Source organism: Roseateles sp., from assembly GCF_039595595.1.
In the GTDB taxonomy this organism is placed as follows: Bacteria; Pseudomonadota; Gammaproteobacteria; order Burkholderiales; family Burkholderiaceae_C; genus Roseateles.
This window is the reverse complement of record NZ_JBCNLG010000005.1, coordinates 38,365-58,953: the sequence shown is the minus strand read 5'-3', so window position 1 is coordinate 58,953 and position 20,589 is coordinate 38,365. Positions and strand designations below refer to the sequence as shown.

19 protein-coding genes are annotated in these 20,589 nt (G+C 69.7%); 13 read left to right on the top strand and 6 right to left on the bottom strand.

The window, feature by feature from the left end; genetic code table 11:
• Nucleotides 1-14: 14 nt before the first annotated feature.
• Nucleotides 15-3,713: a CheR family methyltransferase gene (locus tag ABDW61_RS08560; protein ID WP_343638026.1), complete on the bottom strand. Its 3,699-nt coding sequence runs from the start codon at nt 3,711-3,713 to the stop codon at nt 15-17.
• Nucleotides 3,714-3,852: 139 nt separating this feature from the next.
• Between ABDW61_RS08560 and dmeF the strand changes: the two genes are divergently transcribed.
• The 8 genes from dmeF to ABDW61_RS08520 all read left to right on the top strand — a co-directional run bounded on the left by dmeF (nt 3,853) and on the right by ABDW61_RS08520 (nt 8,460).
• Nucleotides 3,853-4,854, top strand: coding sequence for a CDF family Co(II)/Ni(II) efflux transporter DmeF (gene dmeF, locus ABDW61_RS08555; protein ID WP_343638025.1), 1,002 nt, complete (start codon nt 3,853-3,855; stop codon nt 4,852-4,854).
• 55 nt (nt 4,855-4,909) lie between these two features.
• On the top strand, nt 4,910-5,050 hold the full coding sequence (locus ABDW61_RS08550) for a hypothetical protein (RefSeq protein WP_343638024.1): 141 nt from the start codon (nt 4,910-4,912) through the stop codon (nt 5,048-5,050).
• A 134-nt stretch (nt 5,051-5,184) separates the two neighbouring features.
• A complete protein-coding gene (locus ABDW61_RS08545; RefSeq protein ID WP_343638023.1) occupies nt 5,185-5,415 on the top strand; it encodes a hypothetical protein in 231 nt (76 codons plus the stop codon).
• A gap of 201 nt (nt 5,416-5,616) precedes the next feature.
• Nucleotides 5,617-5,880 carry a hypothetical protein gene (locus tag ABDW61_RS08540; RefSeq protein ID WP_343638022.1) on the top strand — a complete coding sequence of 88 codons (264 nt, stop codon included), beginning with the start codon at nt 5,617-5,619 and terminating at the stop codon, nt 5,878-5,880.
• A 13-nt stretch (nt 5,881-5,893) separates the two neighbouring features.
• A complete protein-coding gene (locus ABDW61_RS08535; RefSeq protein WP_343638021.1) occupies nt 5,894-6,244 on the top strand; it encodes a hypothetical protein in 351 nt (116 codons plus the stop codon).
• 10 nt (nt 6,245-6,254) lie between these two features.
• Nucleotides 6,255-6,794: a cell division protein FtsI gene (locus ABDW61_RS08530; protein ID WP_343638020.1), complete on the top strand. Its 540-nt coding sequence runs from the start codon at nt 6,255-6,257 to the stop codon at nt 6,792-6,794.
• A 14-nt stretch (nt 6,795-6,808) separates the two neighbouring features.
• Complete coding sequence (locus tag ABDW61_RS08525; protein WP_343638019.1) at nt 6,809-7,525, top strand: flagellar basal body L-ring protein FlgH; 717 nt, start codon at nt 6,809-6,811, stop codon at nt 7,523-7,525.
• A gap of 167 nt (nt 7,526-7,692) precedes the next feature.
• The gene (locus tag ABDW61_RS08520) at nt 7,693-8,460 is read left to right on the top strand and encodes a hypothetical protein (RefSeq protein WP_343638018.1); all 768 of its coding nucleotides are present in this window, start codon (nt 7,693-7,695) and stop codon (nt 8,458-8,460) included.
• A 22-nt stretch (nt 8,461-8,482) separates the two neighbouring features.
• Here the strand turns inward: ABDW61_RS08520 and ABDW61_RS08515 are convergent, their stop codons facing one another.
• Complete coding sequence (locus ABDW61_RS08515) at nt 8,483-9,022, bottom strand: cysteine hydrolase family protein (protein ID WP_343638017.1); 540 nt, start codon at nt 9,020-9,022, stop codon at nt 8,483-8,485.
• 198 nt (nt 9,023-9,220) lie between these two features.
• Between ABDW61_RS08515 and ABDW61_RS08510 the strand changes: the two genes are divergently transcribed.
• On the top strand, nt 9,221-9,481 hold the full coding sequence (locus ABDW61_RS08510; RefSeq protein WP_343638216.1) for a type II toxin-antitoxin system HicB family antitoxin: 261 nt from the start codon (nt 9,221-9,223) through the stop codon (nt 9,479-9,481).
• On the opposite strand, the gene ABDW61_RS08505 is transcribed toward ABDW61_RS08510, so the two are convergent.
• Genes ABDW61_RS08505 through ABDW61_RS08495 form a run of 3 tightly spaced genes read right to left on the bottom strand, consistent with a single transcriptional unit; the run spans nt 9,469 to nt 13,744 of the window.
• Entirely contained in the window at nt 9,469-12,435 is a 2,967-nt protein-coding gene (locus ABDW61_RS08505) for a TonB-dependent receptor (protein WP_343638016.1), read from the bottom strand. The genes ABDW61_RS08510 and ABDW61_RS08505 overlap by 13 nt on opposite strands.
• A gap of 10 nt (nt 12,436-12,445) precedes the next feature.
• A complete protein-coding gene (locus ABDW61_RS08500; RefSeq protein WP_343638015.1) occupies nt 12,446-13,294 on the bottom strand; it encodes a hypothetical protein in 849 nt (282 codons plus the stop codon).
• 57 nt (nt 13,295-13,351) lie between these two features.
• Nucleotides 13,352-13,744, bottom strand: coding sequence for a hypothetical protein (locus ABDW61_RS08495; RefSeq protein ID WP_343638014.1), 393 nt, complete (start codon nt 13,742-13,744; stop codon nt 13,352-13,354).
• A gap of 565 nt (nt 13,745-14,309) precedes the next feature.
• Between ABDW61_RS08495 and ABDW61_RS08490 the strand changes: the two genes are divergently transcribed.
• The 4 genes from ABDW61_RS08490 (at nt 14,310) to fdhD (ending at nt 19,734) form a co-directional block, all read left to right on the top strand.
• Nucleotides 14,310-15,980 (top strand): OFA family MFS transporter, encoded by a 1,671-nt coding sequence (locus ABDW61_RS08490; protein ID WP_343638013.1) that lies wholly within the window; start codon nt 14,310-14,312, stop codon nt 15,978-15,980.
• A gap of 184 nt (nt 15,981-16,164) precedes the next feature.
• Nucleotides 16,165-18,525 carry an FdhF/YdeP family oxidoreductase gene (locus ABDW61_RS08485; RefSeq protein WP_343638012.1) on the top strand — a complete coding sequence of 787 codons (2,361 nt, stop codon included), beginning with the start codon at nt 16,165-16,167 and terminating at the stop codon, nt 18,523-18,525.
• A gap of 25 nt (nt 18,526-18,550) precedes the next feature.
• Nucleotides 18,551-18,892, top strand: coding sequence for a hypothetical protein (locus tag ABDW61_RS08480; RefSeq protein ID WP_343638011.1), 342 nt, complete (start codon nt 18,551-18,553; stop codon nt 18,890-18,892).
• Entirely contained in the window at nt 18,889-19,734 is an 846-nt protein-coding gene (gene fdhD, locus ABDW61_RS08475) for a formate dehydrogenase accessory sulfurtransferase FdhD (protein WP_343638010.1), read from the top strand. Before ABDW61_RS08480 ends, fdhD begins: the two co-directional genes overlap by 4 nt.
• Before the next feature lie 58 nt (nt 19,735-19,792).
• Here fdhD and ABDW61_RS08470 read toward each other — a convergent pair whose 3' ends face one another.
• Complete coding sequence (locus tag ABDW61_RS08470; protein ID WP_343638009.1) at nt 19,793-20,458, bottom strand: hypothetical protein; 666 nt, start codon at nt 20,456-20,458, stop codon at nt 19,793-19,795.
• Nucleotides 20,459-20,589: the final 131 nt, after the last annotated feature.

Here is a 20,589-nt window from a genome sequence, read left to right as displayed (position 1 = left end):
GCGCCGCACCCCGTTCAGCGCGGCCGCGCGGCGAGCAGCTTCTCGATGAGCAGGTCGACGTCCACCGGCTTGGCCAGGTGGTCGTCGAAGCCGGCGGCGATCGCCGCGTCGCGGTCCTGCAGCGTCGCCAGGCCCGTCAGCGCGACCACGTAAAGCCGCGATCCGCCGCCGTCCGCGCGCTCGCGCTCGCGCAGCCGCCGGACCAGCGAATAGCCATCCGCCCCTGGCATCGCCACATCGCTCACCAGCGCCTGCGGCGGCTCGTGCGCCGTGTCGACGGCGGCCGCCCAGCCCTCGTCGGCCGAGCCGGCGGTCCTCACCTGCGCACCCGCCAGTTCCAGCAGCTCGCCCAGCGCCTCGAGCGCATGGGTGTCGTCGTCGACCAGCAGCACGCGCAGGCCGTCCAGGGTCAAGCCGGTGCTTTCGCGCGGCGGCGATTCCGGCGCGTCCGAGACCAGTTCCACCGCCGGGAAGCGCACCGTCAGCCGCGTGCCGCGCCCCTCGCCCTCGCTGTGCGCGGTCACGGTGCCGCCATGGGCCAGCACGAGATGGCGCACGATGGACAGGCCCAGTCCGAGGCCGCCGTACTCGCGCGTGCGGGTGATGTCGGCCTGCGTGAAGCGGTCGAACAGCCGCGGCAGCATCTCCAGCGCGACACCGATGCCGGTGTCGACCACGGCCAGTTCCACGGTCGGTCCGATGCGGCTCAGCGACACCGACACCCGGCCCCCGCGCGGCGTGAACTTCAGCGCGTTGCCGATCAGGTTGGAGACGATCTGCTGCACCCGGCGCGCGTCGCCCTGGATGCGATGCGGCTGCTGCAGCCCGGTGCCGGTCAGCGCCAGGCCCCTGGCCTCGGCGGTCGGCTGCAGGCTCTCGACCACGGCGCGCACGCAGGCCGACAGGTCCAGCGGCCGCGGCTCCAGCGCCAGGTGGCCGGACGCGATGCGCGACACGTCCAGCAGGTCGTCGATCAACTGGGCCTGCGCCTGGCAGTGCTTCAGGATCGTCGAGATCGCGCGCGTGGCGGTGGCTTCGCCGAGCGCGTGGCGTTCCTGCGCCTGCCTCAGCACCGAGGCCCAGCCCGAGATCACGTTCAGCGGCGCGCGCAGCTCATGCGACACCATGCCGAGGAAGTCGTCCTTGGCGGTGTTGGCGCGTTGCGCGTCGTCGCGCGCGTGCTGCGCCGATTCCAGCGCGCCGCGCAGCGCATGGATGTCCTGGAAGGCGATCACCGCGCCGTCGATGCGGTCGTCGGCGGTGCGGTAGGCCCGCACGTTGATCAGCCACCAGCGGCCTTCGCTGTCCTGGTGTTCATGCTCGACGGCGGACAGCCCTTGCACCGCCGCCTGCACCAGTTGCTCCAGATGCCCGATCGCGAAACGCGCGCCGACCTGGCCCACCGGCTGCCCGATCACCTGCCCCAGGGTCTCCGGCGTCAGCCCGAACAGCGGCGCCGCCTGCGGCGACGCGTGACGCAGCCGCATCTGGCGATCGAGCAGCACCACCGGCAGCGGGATGCCCTCCACCAGGTTGCTCAGGTCGTCGTTGGCCAGGTCCAACTCGTCGTTGCGCGACTTGAGCTCCTCGTTCAGCGAGATCAACTCCTGGTTGGCGGACTCGAGTTCCTGCTTCGCGCTCTGCAACTCCTCGTTCGCGCTCTGCAGTTCCTCGTTGGTGCTGAGCATCTCCTCGTTGGCGGTGCGCAGCTCCTCGTTGGCCGATTCGAATTCGATGACCAGCGTGCGCAGCTGCGCCTGCGTGGCTTCGAGCTCGTCGGACAGCGTCGTGACGGTGCGTTCGAGTTCGTCGACCCGCGCACGGGCGCCGCCCGGTGCGAACGGCGGCGTGGACAGCGCGGCGGCCGCCTCGGCGGCTTCGTCCGGCTGCGCCGACAGGGTCACCAGGAAGTGCTGCAGCGCCTCGCCCGTCTCCAGCGGCAGGACCTCGAGCGCGTAGCGGCGCTCGTTGAAGGCCACGCGCTCGCGGCGCACCGGCTGCGCGGTGCGCTTGGCCTCGATCAGCGCGGTGCGCACCGGCACGTTGAGCTCGGCATGCAGCAGCCGCGGGAGCGCCAGCGTGGCCTCGCCGCTGGCCGGCGCGATGAAGGCGGCGACGTCGCCGCGGAACTGCACGACGTCGCCGTTCTCGTTGACGACGAAGCCCGGCGGCACGTAGCGCGCGAGCGCCACGCGGTTGGCGGCCTCGCTGACCAGGTCGGGCGGCGGCGGCTGCGTCGCGCGCGGCGTGTCGCTGTCGCTGGCCCAGGGGCGCAGCGCGTCGATCGGGAACAGCGGCCGCTGGCGGCGCGCGTTGGGCAGCTTGCGGTACAGGTGGGGGGCGCCGGCGTGCTCGAAGCCATCGGCCGCCGAGGCCGCCTCGGCGCGGCCCAGCAGCATGAAGCCATCGTTGCGGCAGGCGTAGTGCAGCACTTCGAAGACATGCTGCTGCGCTTCCTTGCGCAGGTAGATCAGCATGTTGCGGCAACTGATCAGGCCCATGCCGGAGAACGGCGCGTGCGTCAGCAGGTTGTGCCGCGCGAACACGCACATCTCGCGCAGGTCCTTGGCGACCAGGTAGGCGCCCGAGCTCGGCAGGAAGGCCGAGTCGCGAAAGGCCTGCGGCACGTTCTCCAGCGCGGCGGCGCTGTAGCGGCCGGCGCGGGCGGTCTCGATCGCGGCCTCGTTGATGTCGGTGCCGAAGATCTGCACGCGGCGGTCGATGCCCTCGGCGTGCATCGCCTCCTTGAGCAGCATCGCGATGGTGTAGACCTCCTCGCCGGTCGAGCAGGCCGGCACCCAGATCCGGATCGGGTCGTGGCGCAGCGCCAGCAGCTTGGGCAGCACCACCTGGCGCAGCACGTTGACGAACTCCGCGTCGCGGAAGAACGCGGTCACGCCGATCAGCACGTCGTCGCGCAGCGCGGCGGCTTCGTGGGGATCGGAGCGCAGGAACTGGAGATAGGCGGCGACGTCGCGGTCCTTCTGCAGCAGCACGCGGCGCAGGAAGCGGCGCCGCAGGTTGACGTCCTTGACGTAGCCCAGGTTCACGCCAGCCTTCTGCTGCACGATCGCCAGCGCGGTCTCGAGCGCGTCCACGTCCTGGGCCGCGCTGGCGGAGCCGGGGATCCCCTGCTCGCCATGCGGCCGGCCGAAGCGGCGCACCAGCGCCTGGGCGATCTCGGCGGGCGGGAGGACTTCGTCGATCAGACCGGTGTCGATGGCCGCCACCGGCATGCCGTCATGGGCGGCGGTGGCCGGGGCCTGCGCGATCGCCAGTCCGCCGGACGCCTTCAGGTCGACCAGCCCGGCCGCGCCGTCCTGGCCGGTCCCCGACAGGATCACGACGGCCGCGTCGACATCCGGGTCCTGCGCCATCGACGCCAGACAGGCGTCGATCGGCAGATGCAGCCCGGGCTGGCGGCGCGTCAGCCGGAAATGGCCGTCCAGCGCGATGACGCCGGCGTTCTCCGGCATCACGTAGACGCGGTTCTCCTGGATCTTGACGAGGTGCTCGAGCCGCTCGACCGGCAGCGTGGTGCGGTCCTGCAGCACCTCGGGGAGGCGGGTTTCCTCGGTGGGATCGAGGTGGGTGATCACCAGGACGGCGAATCCCGGCGTGTTCGGTAGCGCACCGAGGACGGTCCCGAGCGCATCGATGCTGCCCGCCGAGCCACCGAGCACCACCACCCGCAAGGGCTGTCGCTCCTCCATGTCCACCCTGAGATCCCATGTTCCATTGACCGTGCGGCGGAGTCTACCGTGGTGGCTGGAGGGTGTACGGCGCGGCGGCGGGGCGCGCCATGCCGTGGCGGCGGTATCCTCATGCCGCCTTTTTTTCGCGCTTCCCGTCATGTCCTCTTCGCTCTCCGCTGCGCCCTGGCAGCACACCCATGTCTTCGACGAGGGCAATCCGCTCGCCGCCCGCAACACCCGCTGGGCGGTGCTGCTGACGGTGGCGATGATGGCCGCGGAGATCGCCGGCGGTTACGTCTTCAATTCCATGGCACTGCTGGCCGATGGCTGGCACATGAGCTCGCACGCGGTGGCGCTGGGCGTGTCGCTGCTGGCCTATGCGGCCGCGCGGCGCTGGGCGAAGGATGGCCGCTTCGCCTTCGGCACCTGGAAGATCGAGGTGCTTGGCGGCTTCAGCAGCGCGCTGCTGCTGGTCGGTGTCGCGGGCCTGATGTTGTGGCAGTCGGTCGAGCGGCTGATCGCGCCGACACCCATCCACTACGACCAGGCCATCGCGGTGGCGGCGCTCGGCCTGCTGGTGAACCTCGCCTGCGCCTGGCTGCTGCGCGGGGAGCCGCATCACGGCCATCACCACGGTCATGACCATGGACATGTCCACGGCCACGATCGCTCCCATGACCACGGCGGCGGACATGGCGACGTTCATGGCGACGGCCACCACGATCTGAATCTCCGCGCCGCCTATCTGCATGTGCTGGCCGACGCGGCGACGTCGGTGCTGGCGATCGTCGCGCTGCTTGGCGGGCGGCTGTGGGGCGCGGACTGGCTGGATCCGGTCATGGGCATCGCCGGCGCGGTGCTGGTGGTGGTGTGGGCGCGGGGTCTGCTGCGCGACACCGGCCGCGTGCTGCTGGACGCCGAGATGGACGCGCCGGTCGTCCAGGAGATCCGCGAGGCCATGGCCGCCGCGCCGTGGCCGGTGGCGATCGCCGACCTGCATGTGTGGCGCGTCGGCAGGGCGCAGTACGCGTGCATCGTCTCGCTGGTCACGGACAACCCCGAGGCGCGGCCCGACGAGGTCCGCCGGCTGCTCTCGATCCACGAGGAACTTGTTCACGTCACCGTGGAGATCAACCGCCCCGCGCCGGCGACTGTCTGATCCGCGCCGCGGAGTTCGCCGGACACCCGCCAGGGGGCCGCCACAATCGCGGCCCATGAAAACCAACTATCTCCTTGCCGCCATCCTGGTCTGCAGCCTGATCGGCGCTTTCGTCGCCAATCGTTCGGTGAAGACCGCCTGTGCCGTGGGCAGCGGCGCGATCGCGCTGTACGCGCTGCTGCGTCAGGTGATCTGACGGGGGGCGACCGCTCGGCTGCTGCTCGGCGCCTTTCGTCCTGATCCCCCCTGGCATCCCCCCGGGTCCACCCTATGGTGGGATGGCACTTGCAACGGCCCCCGCCGATAGTGGGGGTTCGTCAGGAGAGGCTCATGCGACAACGATTCGCGACCCCGGCCGGAGAACCCGGTCATCCCTTCCACTCGGTGATGCAGCACATCCTGCACCAGACCGAGGTGCTGCTGCAGCGGCGCATCCCGTTCAGCCCCTCGGGCTGGCCCATCGAGGAGCCGCCCGCGCTGGAGGGTCTGGAGGTCACCGAGTCGACCTGGGACGAGTGGACGGAAGCCATGGCCCGTCAGGGCCATCCGGCCGCGCGCTGAGCGCCCCGGGCGGAGCCCGCCCGGCCGCGGCTGCGCCAACTTGAATCGGAATTGCGGTGCCTGCACCGCCCAGTCTTTCCGCTCGGTGATGCACGACACCGAGTTCCTGACGACCGCCGGCTTCGTCGCGTTCATCGCGGCATGCGGCGTCCCCCTCGCGGCGAAGAATCCGTTCACCCCAACGAACGAGAGCGCTTCGCCATGCACGTCAAGTCCTCCGCTTCTCCGTCGCCGGCCACCCACGCCGGCGCCCCGGCGCCTGCCAGCGCCGCCAAAGGCGCCAACGGCGCCAACGGCGCCAGGAATGGTCCGCCCGATTTCTCCAGGATGCTGAACGACGCGAAGGCCGGTGCGCCGGCCTCCGCGGCGACGGCGCCGATGGCCACGCCGGCCGCGGTGAGCGCCGCCGCGCTCACGCCGTCCACGCTGTCGCTGGACACGGCCTCCCTGGCCGCCCGCGCCTGACCGGGAGTCCGCCTTGAGCAGCGTGCCCTTCCTCTCCGGCCTGGCCAGTCTCGCAACCTCCTCCGACGGGGCGCATGAAGGCGGCCGCGCCGCCGCGGTCAGCCTGTCGTCGTCCGGCGCCTCGCGCGGCGGAGCGCCCGGGCTGACGCTCGGACCGGTGCTCGGCGTGACGGCCACGATCAGCGCCAAGGGATTGCAGGCGCTGGCCGGCGACGCGGCGGGTGCGGTCGGCACGGTGGCGGGCACCGTCACCGAGGTCGTCGGCGACGCCGCCGGCGCGGTCGGCCATGTGGTCGGCAACGTCGTCGGCTACGGCGTGATGGCCGCGCTGGGCGGCGGCGCCGTGCTCGACGAACTGGTGTGAGGGACTGGCGATGCGCGCGCCTCTGGTCCTGATCCTCACTGTGCTCGCGCCGCTGGCCGGCTGCAGCGTCCTGAGCCCGATCCCCGCGTGGGAACTGGTGAAGGGCGCGGGGACCGCGACCTCGACGGCGCTGGCCACGAGCGCGCCGGCCAAGGCGAGCAACACCGTGCATCACGGCGACGCGCCGGTGCGCGAGGTGTGCATCGAATTCAACCGCAATGCGCCGCTGGAGGACTTCGTACCCGCGCTGCAGGCGGAGCTCAAGGGTCAGGGCGTGGAGAGCCGCGTGTACGAGGCCGGCACCGGGCTGCAGCAATGCGGCGTGTGGCTGCGCTACGTCGCCACCATCGAATGGGGCGTACCGCCGATGGCGAGCAACTACCGCGCCAATCTCAGCGCCGCGTCGCTGAGCCTGCATCGTGCCGACGGCACGCTGTTGTCGAGCAGCAGCTACGTCGCCGACGAGAACTTCGGCCTGGCCCGCTGGGCCGGGACGCGCAACAAGATCGCGCCGGTCGTGAAGGCGCTGGTCACCGGCTTCCAGAGCTGAAGGGGAGGAATGTGATGGCTACGAATCCGTGCGCCCGCCACTGGCCGGGCGCTGTCCGAGCCAGCGGGGCGGCGATCGTCGCGGCGCTGCTTGGCGCCTGTTCGAGCGCGCCGCCGACGGTGCCGGGTCCGATGCTGGTCGCGCCGCCGCAGGCGCCGATGTACATCGAGCGGCCCAACAACGGCGCGATCTATCAGCCGGGCATGGCGCCGGCCTCGCTGTTCTCGGGCGAGAAACGCCCCAGCGCGATCGGCGACACGCTGAAGGTCGACATCCAGGAGACCTTGAAGGCGAGCCAGAAGCAGAAGACCGACACGGCGCGCGACAACAAGCTCGCGGTGCATGGGCCGGGCGGCAAGAGCAACGTCGGCGCGGTGGAGCGGCTGCTCAACGTGGACGCGACGGCGTCGGGCAGCGACTCGTTCAAGGGCAGCGGCACGACGGAGACGGACAACAGCTTCGTCACGCAGGTGGCGGTGAGCGTCATCAATGTGCTTCCCAACGGCAATCTGCTGGTGGCGGGGGAGCGCAACGTGGGCCTGAACCAGGGCGTGAACACGCTGCGGTTCTCGGGGATCGTCAATCCGCGCGACATCCGCCCCGGGAATGTCGTGGCGTCGCGAGACGTGGTGAACGCGAGCCTGGAGAGCGTCGCGCAGGGGGATGTATCGGAGGCCTCGTCGCGCAGCTGGTTGCAGCGCGTGCTGGCGAGGAGCCTGTCGATCTGGTGATCGCCGCGCGGTCAATGCGCAAACCGGACCGGCGCCACGGCCCTTATCGACCGATCGGGGCGGGCGGTCCGCTTCTATAAACCCACGATTCGCCGTCAGGCCTTGCGAACTTCCGTGCGTCGCGCGGAGGGCGGAGCCTTGTCCGGCGGACTTCATCCAGAACGAGCATGAACACGAGAGGGACGCGAGCGCCGCACAGCGGCGGGCCGGAGACGACGAACGACGACTGGCTGGCCGATGGTCAGGTCCGGACGTATCGGCGCGGCCAGAAGATCATCGAGGCCGGCAGCCCGCTGGCCGAATGGATCGCGATCAGCGGCGGGGCGGCGTACCTGGCGGCGAAGGTTGCGGCGGACACGCGCGTGGCGGTGGCGGCGCTGTGGCTGGGGGATGTGATCGGGGCGGATTCGCCGCTGGGCAAGCTGGCGGCGCGTTACGACGTGATGGCGCTGGTGGACGTGACGACGATCCACATTCCGCTGCCGCGGATGAAGGATCCGCACGCGCCGCTGCGCGACGCGGCGACGGGCGAGTTGTACGCGGCGACGGCGTCGCGGCTGCAGGGCCAGATCACGATGCGGCTGGCCGGGAACGGCTTCCAACGGCTGATCAGCGTGCTGGCGACGCTGGCGGCGGCGCTGAGCAGCACGCCGCGGCCGGGGACGCTGGGCAACAGCCTGGCCCTGCCGGTGTCGCAGGCGAGCATCGGGCAGTTGTCGGGGCTGTCGCGGCGGCAGACGTGGATCTACCTGGGCCAGCTGGCGGAGCGCGGCTGGAGCCGGACCTCGCGCACGAAGGTGACGCTGGAAGGCCTGAACGCGTGGCTGAGCCTGATGAGCGAGGTCGAGACGCGCGGGCTGGACTGCATCGGCAGCGTCGAGCAGTGCGATGCGACGCTGTCGGAGCTGGCGGCGGCGAAGGCGTTGCGGCGTTAGGCCGTCGCCCGGCGACGGCGGATCACGCGAAGCGGATCTCCGCCGCCTTCTGCGCGGCCATCGCTGGCCCGAAGCTGTTGAGGTTGCGCAGGATCAGCGTGTGGTGGTCGATGATCTGCGGCGCGGTCAGATCCCCATTGGCGATCGTCGTGTGGCCGTCCTCGACCAGCGTGACCGCATAGCCTGAGCTCAGCGCGCGGCGCGTGGTGGTGTCGACGCAGAAGTCGCTCTGCGCCCCGCAAATCACCAGGTGGTCGACGCCCAGGCCCTTGAGCACGCCATCCAGGTCCGTCTTGTGGAACGAGTCCGGCGAGGTTTTGAAGACCCGCCGGTCCTCAGGCCGCGCATGCAGGCGGTCGTCGAGTTGCCAGCCTTCGCTGCCATGGCGCATCGGCTCCCAGGCCTCTTCCTCGTGCTGGACGAAGATGATCGGTGTGTCCGTCTCGCGCGCTCGCGCGATCAAGCCGTTGACGCGGCCGATCACGGCGTCGATGTCATGGCAGGCGTAGTCGCCCTGGCACAGCACGCGTTGGAGGTCGATGATCAGCAGGGCAGTGGACATGGCTGGCGGCGATCGGTGTTTGAAGCGGCTCAGCATACGTCGCGCGATGGATCTGGCCGTTCGTCACCGCAGTAAGCAGGTCACGAGCGGATTCGAGTCATTGCTCGAATGCTCAAAGTGTTTAGCCTCTTCAGGCTTGGATCGACGAGCCAAAGAGGTCAGAAATGCTGTTGAGCTTTCCCGCGAGCATTACCCCTCCTGGTCCTCTTCCCCGATATTCCTGAAGCAGTCACGTGTGGCGATACCTACGAGGAGGCGCTGCAGATGGCCTCCGACGCGATAGTCACCGCGATGGACTTCTACTTGGAGGACCAGCGTCCAGTCCCCCAGCCGTCTCGGCCGTCGCAGAACCAAGTTCTGATCGATCTGTCGGAGAGTCTCAGCGAGAGGGTCTTTCAGCTGAATGAGACATTGACGTCAAGGGCACGTAACGCGGGCACCGTCCCTCAGAACTTGTAGTTCATCACCACCCGCAGCGCGCGGTTGTCGCCGCGGGCGTTGTTGGGCTTGTCCAGATTGAGGTTGTCGCCGCCGAGCCGGTTCGCCGGCTGGCCGGCCGCCGGCGCGGTGCCGATCCAGTCGTCGAAGCCGTTGTAGTTGTCGACGCCGAACACATTCAGCACGTCCAGCCGCAGCGCGACCTGATGGATGCCCATCTTGAAGCGCTTGCCGATGCTGATGTCGACTTGACGGAAGCTCGGCGCATCCCCTTCCTGCAGGAAGCATTGCGGCGTGCCGCCGACGCAGTTGGTCAAGCGCCTCGGGAAACCGCTCGCATAAGTCCCCTTGGCCGAGAACGTCAGCCCCCACGGCAGCAGCTTGTCCGTCATGAACGCGCCCACCAGCCGGTGCCGGTCCACCAGCGTGCTCGGATTCCAGCCACGGCCGCTGCGCCCATACGTCCAGTCGAAGGTGTCGTTGCTCCACTGGAGATTCGTCGTCTTCGCGTCGCTGTAGGTGTAGGCCAGCGTCGCGGTCCAGCCCGAAGCCTCGGTGTAGGGCTTGTCCGCCTTCACGAACACCGAATCGGTCCGCGTCCTGCCGATCGAATCGCCCAGCACCAGTTGCCCGTAGCGATCCGGCCCGCCCCAGAGCGGATCGATCGCCGACTGCTGCGCGAAGCCGCCATTGGGATCGCGGTTGCCGCTGAACCAGACGAACTGGTTCTTCGCTTCGACGCGGCTGATCGCGATCTCGCCGTTCCAGCTCGGCGTCAGCGCCTGCCGCAGCCCGAGGCTGAACTGGTCCGCGTAGGGCATCTTGAGGTCGTTGCGGATCAGCCAGATCTCGCCGCCGGGCGCCTGGTTCTTCTGCAGCTCGTCGAGCGCGTGATTCGCCATCGTGCGGTCATAGCTGCGGCCATAGCCGCCGAAGACCACCGACTTGCGATCGCCGAAGACATCGTAGGAAAACCCCAGCCGCGGCGCGAAGGCGTTCTTGAACGCCTGACGCGAGTGGCCGTCGCTGATGTACTGCGAGACGTCGATGCCGCCCTTGGCGAGCGACTGCGCGTAGGTCTGCCCGGCCGCCGGCGCGACGCCGTAGCGCGTGACGTCCGGCGCCAGCAGCGCGGCCACGCGGTCGGCCGGCGTCGCGTAGCGGTTGTTCAGCATGTTGTCCTCGTAGTCCCAGCGGACGCCGAGGTTGAGCTCCAGCTTGTCGGTGACGCTCCAGTCGTCCTGCAGATACAGGCCCCATTGCCGGTTCTTGAAATTCGCCACCGCCGGCGCCTCGGCGCGCGTGATCTTGCACTGGTCGCTGCTGGTGCCGTTGTTGGAGACGGTCGTGCCCGTGCAGTTCGTGCCGTCCCAGTAGGGCAGGCCGGTGACGGTGTCGATCAGCACCTCGACGCGATCGACCGAGTTGGCCGTGCCGCTCAGGTCGTAGCGCATGTCCTTGAGCTTGACGCCGCCCTTGATCACATGGCCATCCGCGCCGGTGAAGGTCAGTTCCTCGGACAGGAAGGCGCCGCGCTGCTGCCGTCGCTGCGCGTCCGGCGAGCCGCCGTCCAGGATCACGTCCTGCGAGGCCGTCAGCGCCTGCGGCGTCGAGGTCGAGACCTTGTAGCGGATCAGCGGCGCATTCGCCGCCGAACGCGGATTCCACACGTAGTCCTCGTAGCCGATGCGCGCTTCGCTGAGCCAGTCGCCGCGCGACCACTCGTGCTTCAGATCGACGCGCGTCTCGTCGTTGCGGCGCTGCTTGTCGTTGCCCGGCAGCGAGAGGTTGCGGTCCTCGGCGATGCGGTCGGTCTCGCGCCGCAGCCGCGCGCTCAGCGTCAGCTTGTGCTCGTCGTTGAGCTGCGCGTCGAGCTTGCCGAACAGCAGGTCCTCGTGGAACGGATCGACCTGGCTGCCGCGCCGCGCCAGCAGGTCCGGGACGATGCCGGCACTCGGCAGCTTCTCGAAGTTCTGGCCGGCGATCTGGCGCGAGTCCTCGATCCGCTTGCCGTCGTACGCGACGAAGAAATGCAGCTTGTCCTTGACGATCGGCCCGCCGACGCTGCCGCCGTACTCGTACTTCTGCGAGGACGGCCGCGGCACGCCCTGCGCCTCGCGCTCCTTCTCGAGCGGGTTCATCGCGCGCCAGTTGGTGCCCGTGCGGTCGGCATAGACCTCGCCGTGGAATTCATTGCTGCCGGACTTCGTCACCGCCGTGATCGCCGCGCTGCTGACCTGATCGAACTCGGCCTTGTAGTTCTGCGTCAGCACCTTGTATTCGGAGATCGCCGACTGCGGGAACGGATTGCCGCGCGAGTTGTCCTGCCCGCTCAGCCCGCCGCGCAGGATGTTGTTCTTCTGGCCCACGCCATCGATGAACACGTTCAGGTGGTCGAAGTCCTGCGCACCCGACTGCACGCGGCTCAGCCCGCTGGCATCGCTGGAGAAGGCCACGCCGGGCGCGAGGTCCGCGGCGCTCAGGAAGTTGCGGGTGTTCTGCGGCAGCGCCTCGATCATCCGCTGCGACACCACCGTGCCCACCTGCGAGTCCTTCACCCCCTGGCGGATCGAGGTGCCTTCGACGGTCACGCGGCTCAACTGCACCGGATCGCCGGCGGTCGAAGGGGCGGCCGAGAGGTCGAGCGCGGCGCTCTCGCCGACGGACAGCGTGATGCGCTCGGTCTTGATCGGCGCGCCGTCGGCGCCGAGCACGCGCACCAGGTAGTCCCCCGGCGCGATGCCGACCAGCGCATAGCGGCCATCGGCTCGCGTCGCAGTGCGATAGCGCGCGCCGGTGGCGGTGTTGGTCGCGGTGACCGTGAGGCCGCCCGCCTGCGTGCCCGCCGGCGCGGTGACGAGGCCGCGCACGGTCGCGCGGCTGACCTGGGCATGGGCGGACGGTACGAGCCCCGCGCCGAGCGCGAGGGCGATCGCGGCGGCGAGGGCGTGCCGGGAGCAGCGGGGCGCGGTCATGAACCGCGCGTCAGGTGGTCGGGCCGGCCTGGGCGCGGCGCATCTGGTCGGCGAAGACCTGCTCCAGCGACTTCTTCTCAGGCAGCACGTAGACGATGCCGCCGCGCTTGCCGAAGGTCGGCCACAGGGTCTGTTCGAAGAACTTCACAGGCATGTTGATGCAGCCGTAGCTGATGCGGTTGTCCTTGGGCGTCGGCGACGCGAGGCGCTCCAGCCGGTGCTCCGCCGGATTGGTCGCGCGCACGCGGTGCATCGAGACGGCGGCGTCGTAGTCGACCCACAGCACGTCCTCATGACCGGCGTTCTTGCCCGGCTGCGCGACGAAACGTCCGGCCGGGGTGGTGCGCTCGGACGGGCGCACCTGCGCGATCGGCCGCAGGCCGATGCCCGCAACGCTGTCGTCACCGGCCGCGTAGCCCAGCAGCACCGGCGTGGTCGCCTGCAGCTTGCCGTCGGGGCTGAACATCAGGACCTGCGCCTGGCGCTTGTCGAGGATCGCGAACGGACGCCCGTTGTGATCCCAGCCCGCCATCACCCACTGCGCGAGCTGGCGGGCCTGCTTGGAAATCTTGGCCTTCCCGAAATCGGCCTTGCCGGACCGCGGCACTGGCGCGGGGGCTTGGGCGACCGGTTGGACCGGAGAAGGGGACACATGTTTCGCCACGACCGGCGGCGCCGGCCGCAACTGCTTCATGACGAAGGTCGCCGCCGGCCACGCCAGCAGCGCGCCAGCCAGGCCCAGGGCCAGACCTTGGACCGCCCACCCCGCGCGTTCCCGCACGGGCTCCGACATCCACGACGGCATCGGCTTCGGCGGAGGAGGATCGCCGGAGAAATAGCCGCTGGAGGCGCGCAGCATGGTGGGCTTTCAGGAGAGGTCAGGTCACCGGGCGTGGCGGCGTGCGTGCGTCATCGCTCAGTTGCGGTCAGCGCGCGGAGCAGGCGTGCCGGCGCTGGTCGGCTCGCTGGGCAGCTGCGACTGCTGGCTTTGCTGGCTCTGCCACTGGTCCGAGGACTGGGGCTGGGCCTGCTGCGACTGGGCTTCCGGCTGCGTCTGCTGGGACTGGGTCTGCGATTGCGATTGCGGATCCGTCGACTGCTGCTGCGATTGGTCCGCCGGCGTCATGCTCTGCTCGGCCGGAGCGGCCTGCTGGGCCGGATCGGTCTGCGTCGCGGGGTATTGCTGTTCCTGCGTCTGCGGCTGGGTGGACTCGGTCGAGTTCTCCACCTGCGCATACGCCAGGCCCAGCACGCTGGCGAAAGCGGTCAGGGCAACAGCACCGGTCACGAGGGGCTTGGTCACGTTCATTCAGTCTCTCCTTTGGGCTTGAGGGGCCGATCGGTGAGATCGGTTAGGACCTACTGTGGACCGTGGCGGGGAGGGCTTCCGTGGGTCGACGTCGCGTACTTCTGTAGGACAAACGGCAGGTTTCACCGCGATACATCCGCGGCTTCCATGGGGCAAATGCCAAGCCCGCCCCTGCTTCCTTGCTGCGGGAAAGTCCCTCCCGGGCTCTCCGGTGCGCCCCTGATTGCGCGCGAACATCGCCCGAAGTACGCGGTCCGAATGCACGTACCGCCCAGCGCACGATAGACACCGGCTGTCGGTTTCGTGCGATAGATGTCCGCTCGCTATGTGGGGTTGTCAGTGAATGTCAATGACATGCGTCAATATCGCGCCCGCCGCAAGCGTTCTGAGCTGGATATTTCACCGCGTAACGAGTGAGCGTGTCCTAACCGCTCCCCAACTGCCACGTGAATGGGGTCATCGGAACACGGGACGCGGCCGATCAGGGTGCCGGGGAGGGGTTTCCGGCCGGGTCGCCCATCAGCGGGCCGCGTCGCGGCCGCCAATCATTGTTTGAGGAGGACCCATGTCTACTGTGCTGACCGACCCGAGCGTCGGATCCGCCGGCTCGAGCTGGCTGGACAAGGAGCGCACCATCGCCGCTCCTGGTTTCAACCGCTGGCTCGTGCCGCCGAGCGCGCTGGCCATTCACCTGTGCATCGGGATGGCCTACGGCTTCTCGGTGTTCTGGCTGCCGCTGTCCAAGATGCTGCAGACCGCCGGCGCGGGCGCCGCGTGCGGCAAGGACGTGGGTTTCTTCGCCCAGCTGTTCGCCACCGATTGCGACTGGAGCGTCGCGACGCTGGGGTGGATGTACACGCTGTTCTTCGTGTTCCTGGGCTGCGCCGCCGCGATCTGGGGCGGCTGGCTGGAGCGCGCCGGTCCGCGCAAGGCGGGCCTGGTGTCGGCCGTGTGCTGGTGCGGCGGCATGCTGATCTCCGCGATCGGCATCCACACCCACCAGTTCTGGATGATGATCCTGGGCTCGGGCGTGATCGGCGGCATCGGCCTGGGGCTGGGCTACATCTCGCCGGTGTCGACGCTGATCAAGTGGTTCCCGGACCGCCGCGGCATGGCCACCGGCATGGCCATCATGGGCTTCGGCGGCGGCGCGATGATCGGTTCGCCGCTGGCGGTGGAGCTGATGAAGCGCTTCGCCACCCCGACCGACCCGGGCGTGATGCAGACCTTCGTCGTGATGGCGCTGATCTACTTCGTGTTCATGGTCGCGGGCGCGCTGGGCTACCGCGTGCCGCCCACCGGCTGGAAGCCGGAAGGCTGGACCCCGCCGGTCGCGCAGGCGGCCAACACCATGATCACGCAGCGCCACGTGCACGTGAAGAAGGTCTGGGGCATCCCGCAGTTCTGGCTGGTGTGGATCGTGCTGTGCATGAATGTGTCGGCCGGCATCGGCGTGATCGGCATGGCCAGCCCGATGCTGCAGGAGATCTTCGGCGGCTCGCTGATCGGCGTGTCGGCCAAGTTCAGTGAACTGGACAAGACCCAGCTGGCTGCGATCGCGGCGATCGCCGGCGGCTTCACCGCGCTGCTGAGCCTGTTCAACATCGGCGGCCGCTTCGTGTGGGCCTCGCTGTCGGACAAGCTGGGCCGCAAGCTGACCTACACCGTGTTCTTCGTGCTGGGCGGGCTGCTGTACGCCTCGCTGCCGAGCAGCGCCGCCGCCGGTCACAAGCTGGCCTTCGTGGCCGCGGTCTGCGTGATCCTGTCGATGTATGGCGGCGGCTTCGCCACCGTGCCGGCCTACCTGGGCGACCTCTTCGGCACGCAGATGGTGGGCGCGATCCACGGCCGTCTGCTGACCGCCTGGGCCACCGCCGGCATCCTGGGCCCGATCGTCGTGAACTACATGCGCGACTATCAGCTGGGTCTGGGCATTCCGCGCGAGCAGGTCTACAACCAGACCATGTACATCCTGGTGGGCATGCTGGTCATCGGCCTGATCGCCAACCTGGCCATCCGCCCGGTCGCCGACAAGCACTTCATGACCGACGCCGAACTGGCGGTCGAGAAGCAGCTGGCGCACGAGAAGGCCGCGGCCAATGAAGTGGGCAGCGGCCCTGGCACCGGCAAGGCGACGCCGACGGCGCTGGTCGTGCTGGCCTGGCTGGCCGTCGGCATCCCGCTGGCCTGGGGCATTTACCGCACGCTGCTGAGCGCATCGAAGTTCTTCAGCTGATAACCCTCAGCACACGGCGCGGCTGATCAGCGCCGATACTGAGACCCATCGATGGCAGACCTCGGTCTGCCATTCTTCCTTGTTAGCGAGGGGCGGGCCGAGCGCCGGGCCGCCCCAAGCCGGCCCGCCACCCCCTCGGGGGGTGGATAGAACGGGCCGCGGCCCGTTCTATCCGGGGGCACCAATGACAGCAGAGCAGAAGATCCATTTCTACAAGGGGCCGGCTGGCGGCTGGGGCGCGCTGCGCAGTGTCGCGAAGCACCTGCAGCAGCAGGGTGTCGCGGTCAAGGGCGCCAAGACGCTGCTGTCGGCCAACCAGCCCGATGGCTTCGACTGCCCGGGCTGCGCCTGGCCGGACCGGGATCACCGCTCGACCTTCGAGTTCTGCGAGAACGGCGCCAAGGCCATCGCGGCCGAGGCGACCTCGCACCGCGCCACGCCGCAGGTGCTGGGCAGCCACACGGTCAGCGAGCTGGCCGAGTGGTCCGATTTCGACCTCGAGAACCTGGGCCGCATCACCGAGCCGCTGGTCTACGACGCCGCCAGCGACCGCTACGTGCCGATCGCGTGGGACGACGCCTTCGAGCTGATCGCCGCGCGGCTGAACGCGCTGAAGGATCCGAACGAGGCGATGTTCTACACCTCGGGCCGCGCCAGCAACGAGGCCGCGTTCCTGTACCAGCTGTTCGTGCGCGAGTTCGGCACCAACAACTTCCCCGACTGCTCGAACATGTGCCACGAGCCCAGCGGCCAGGGCCTGAAGCCGACCATCGGCATCGGCAAGGGCACGGTGACGCTGCACGACTTCGAGCAGGCGGACGCGATCTTCATCTTCGGCCAGAACCCCGGCACGAATCACCCGCGCATGCTGGGCGAGCTGCGCGAGGCGTCCAAGCGCGGCTGCAAGATCGTCAGCTTCAACCCGCTGCGCGAGCGCGGCCTGGAGCGCTTCGCCGACCCGCAGGACAAGATGGAGATGGCGACGCTGGGCAGCACGCCGATCTCGACCCACTATTTCCAGCTGCGCATCGGCGGCGACATGGCCGTCATGAAGGCGCTGTGCAAGCGCGTCTTCGAGCTCGATGACGCGGCCGTCGCCGCGGGCGGCGAGCGCGTGCTGGACCTGGCCTTCATCGCCGAGCACACCCATGGCATCGAGGACTTCGAGGCCAGCATCCGCGCCGAGAGCTGGGAGGCGCTGGAAGCCGAGTCGGGCCTGTCGCAGGAGCGGCTCTGCGCCGCCGGCGACCTGTACGCGCAGGCCAAGCGCGTGATCATCTGCTGGGGCATGGGCATCACGCAGCATCAGCACTCGGTGGCGACCATCCAGCACATCGCGGCGCTGCTGATGCTGCGCGGCAACCTGGGCCGTCCGGGCGCCGGGGCCTGCCCGGTGCGCGGCCATTCCAACGTGCAGGGCGACCGCACGATGGGCATCTACGAGAAGCCGCCCAAGGCGCTGCTGGACCGGCTGGGCCAGGTCTTCGGCTTCGAGCCGCCGCGCCAGAACGGCTACGGCACGGTCGAGGCCATCCAGGCGATGCTGGAGGGCAAGGGCAAGATCTTCTTCGCGCTGGGCGGCAACTTCGCCTCGGCGACGCCGGACACGGTGGCGACCTGGAAGGCGCTGCGCTCGACCGAGCTGACGGTGCACGTCACCACCAAGTTCAACCGCAGCCACACCATCCACGGCAAGGAGGCGCTGGTGCTGCCCTGCCTGGGCCGCACCGAGATCGACATGCAGGCCAGCGGCCCGCAGGGCGTGACCGTCGAGGACTCGATGAGCATGGTCCACATCTCCAGCGGCATGAACGCGCCGGCCTCGGAGCACCTGCTGTCCGAGCCGATGATCGTGGCGCGCCTGGCGGCCGCGACGCTCAAGGGGCGCTCCAAGACGCCGTGGCTGTGGCTGGTGGAGGACTACTCGCGCATCCGCGACAAGATCGAAGAGGTCTTCGACGACTTCAAGGGCTTCAACGAGAAGATCAAGACGCCGGGCGGCTTCCGCCTGCGCAACACCGCGTCGGAGCGGGTCTGGAACACGCCCACCGGCAAGGCCAACTTCATCACCCACGCGCTGCCCACGGACACGCCCTTCCATCTGGCGCAGGCGCGGGCGATCGAGCACAAGACGGTGGTGTTCAACCTGGCGACGGTGCGCTCGCACGACCAGTACAACACGACGATCTACGGCATGGACGACCGCTACCGCGGCGTCTGGGGCCATCGCCGCGTGGTCTTCATCAACAAGGAAGACCTGCGGCAGATCGGCATGAAGGCCGGTCAGTGGGTCGACATCACCAGCGTCTACAGCGACGGCGACACGCGCCGCGCCGAGAAGTTCGTGCTGATCGAGTACGACATCCCGCGCGGCTGCCTGGCCAGCTACTTCCCGGAGACCAATGCGCTGGTGCCGCTGAGCAGCATCTCGATCGGGGCCGGCACGCCGACCTCGAAGTCCATCCCGGTGGTGCTGACGCTGCGTCCGCAGGACGAGCCGCTGCCGCAGGAGCAGGCCCGCTCCGTGGCGGGCGCGGGCGCCTGACCGGGCGCCGGGGGAAGGTGCGCGCATGAACGCCGCCGCCACGGATGCCGCCGACGAGGTCCCCGAGCGCCTCGAGGTGGGCGATGACGGCGACGCCGGCGATGACCGGGACATGGCCGCGCAGGCGCGCTTCGCGCTGGAGACGCTGGCCGAACTGGATGGCGGCAATGGCGTCTCGCTGCCGCGGCTGGCCAAGCGCACGGGGCTGCGGGTCAGCGTGCTGCTGCGGCTCTACACGCTGATGAGCGACGCGCGCGTCGGCGACGAGCAGGGACCCGGCTGGGTCCGGCTGCAGGTCGACGAGGACGGGCGCTGGATCGCGCGCATCACGCCGGCGGGACGCGGCGACGGCGAGGCTGCGTCATGACGGCCTGCCCGCTGCCGGGCGAGGCCGCGCCCGAGGACGACGCGCCGCTGCCATCCGCGCTGATCGCGGTGCGGCCGGAGCGGCTCGGGGCCGCGCGCGCGGGCGACGAGGAGTTCGTCGCCGAGGAAGTGCCGGTCGCGCTCGAGTACAACGGCCTGTCGCATGCGGTGATGCTGGCGACGCCGCTCGATCTCGAGGATTTCGCGCTGGGCTTTTCGCTGACGGAGGGGCTGCTGGCGTCGCCGGCGGATCTGCTCGACGTGGAAGTGCGCTCGCGGCCGAATGGCGTGGCGCTGCAGCTGCGCGTGACCGCGCGCTGCGAGGCGCTGCTCAAGGAGCGCCGGCGCAGCATGGCGGGCCGCACCGGCTGCGGGCTGTGCGGGACGGACAACCTCGATCAGGTCTTCCGCCCACCGCAGCGGCCGGTGCCGCCGCTGCCGGAAGGGCTCCGCGACGCCGGCGCGCTGGTGCCGGCGCTGTCGCGCGCGATGCGCGAGCTGGCGCAGGCGCAGCCCTTGCAGCAACGCACCGGGGGCATCCATGCGGCGGCCTGGTGCGGGGTCGAGGGCGAGGTGGCGCTGGTTCGGGAGGACGTCGGCCGGCACAACGCGCTGGACAAGCTGATCGGCGCGATGGCGCGTGCGGGGATCGATGCGTCGCAAGGCTTCGCGGCGGTGACCAGCCGCGCGAGCTTCGAGATGGTTCAGAAGGCGGCGCTCGCCGGCATGCCGATGCTCGCGGCGGTCAGCGCGCCGACGCATCTGGCGATCCGTACGGCGCAGGCTTGCGGGCTCCGGCTGGCGGGCTTTGTCCGCGACGGACGCGCGACGCTTTATGCCTGACGCCTGAAGCCTGAAGCCTGAAGCCTGAAGCCTGACGCGGGCGCGCCGCGCCGGTGCCTCAGAACTTGCAGGCCATGCCGAGCTGGGCGGCGATGTCGACCTGCGTCGAGCCGTCGCCCTTGCGGCCGAGCTTGGACGGCATTCGGAAGCGGCCGGCGCATTCGGTGGCGTCGAGTCCGATGCCGCGAAGGAACTGCTTGGGGCCGTCCATGCCGACGCTCAGCGCGTGATGGGCGCGCTTGGGTGGCGGCCCGATGGGCGCGCCCTCGCGGGGGAGCTCGATCACCTGGACGTTCAAGCCTTGATGCAGCATCGCGCCGCCATTGGCGTTGGCGGAGGAACTGCTCTGCCAGGGCTGCATCCGGGAGCGCAGCGCGGCGAGGGAGGCGCGCAGCGGCAGCGGCGCGCGGCTGGCGTTGGCGGTCCCTGGCTCGCTGGCGGCGGGGGATGGAGCGGTGGGCGCATTCGCGGGAGCGGCCACGGCTGCGGAAGCGAGTGCGATGGCCGGGGTGGTGTCGGTGAGGTGATCGGCATCGTGCCCGGTGCCCGGATGGGCGGACGGAGCGGACTGGGAGAGCTCGGATGACTGAGCGGGCCCGTAGGACTGCGCGATGGCGCTGGTGCAGGCGCAGACGGCCCCAAGCGCCGCTGCTGCCGCTGTTCTCTGCCACCGCAAGGCGCGCCGGCTGCCGGCGCCGGCCTGTCGATTGCGATCGCTGCCCATGCTGACCTCCATCCATCCTGACCGCGAGCGGCCACGATGCGCCGCGGCTCTGAAGGACCGCTGAAGCCGTGCTGAAGCGCGGCTGAAGGCGGGGTCAGGACTTCCCCGTGGGCAAGGGGGATCAAGCGGAC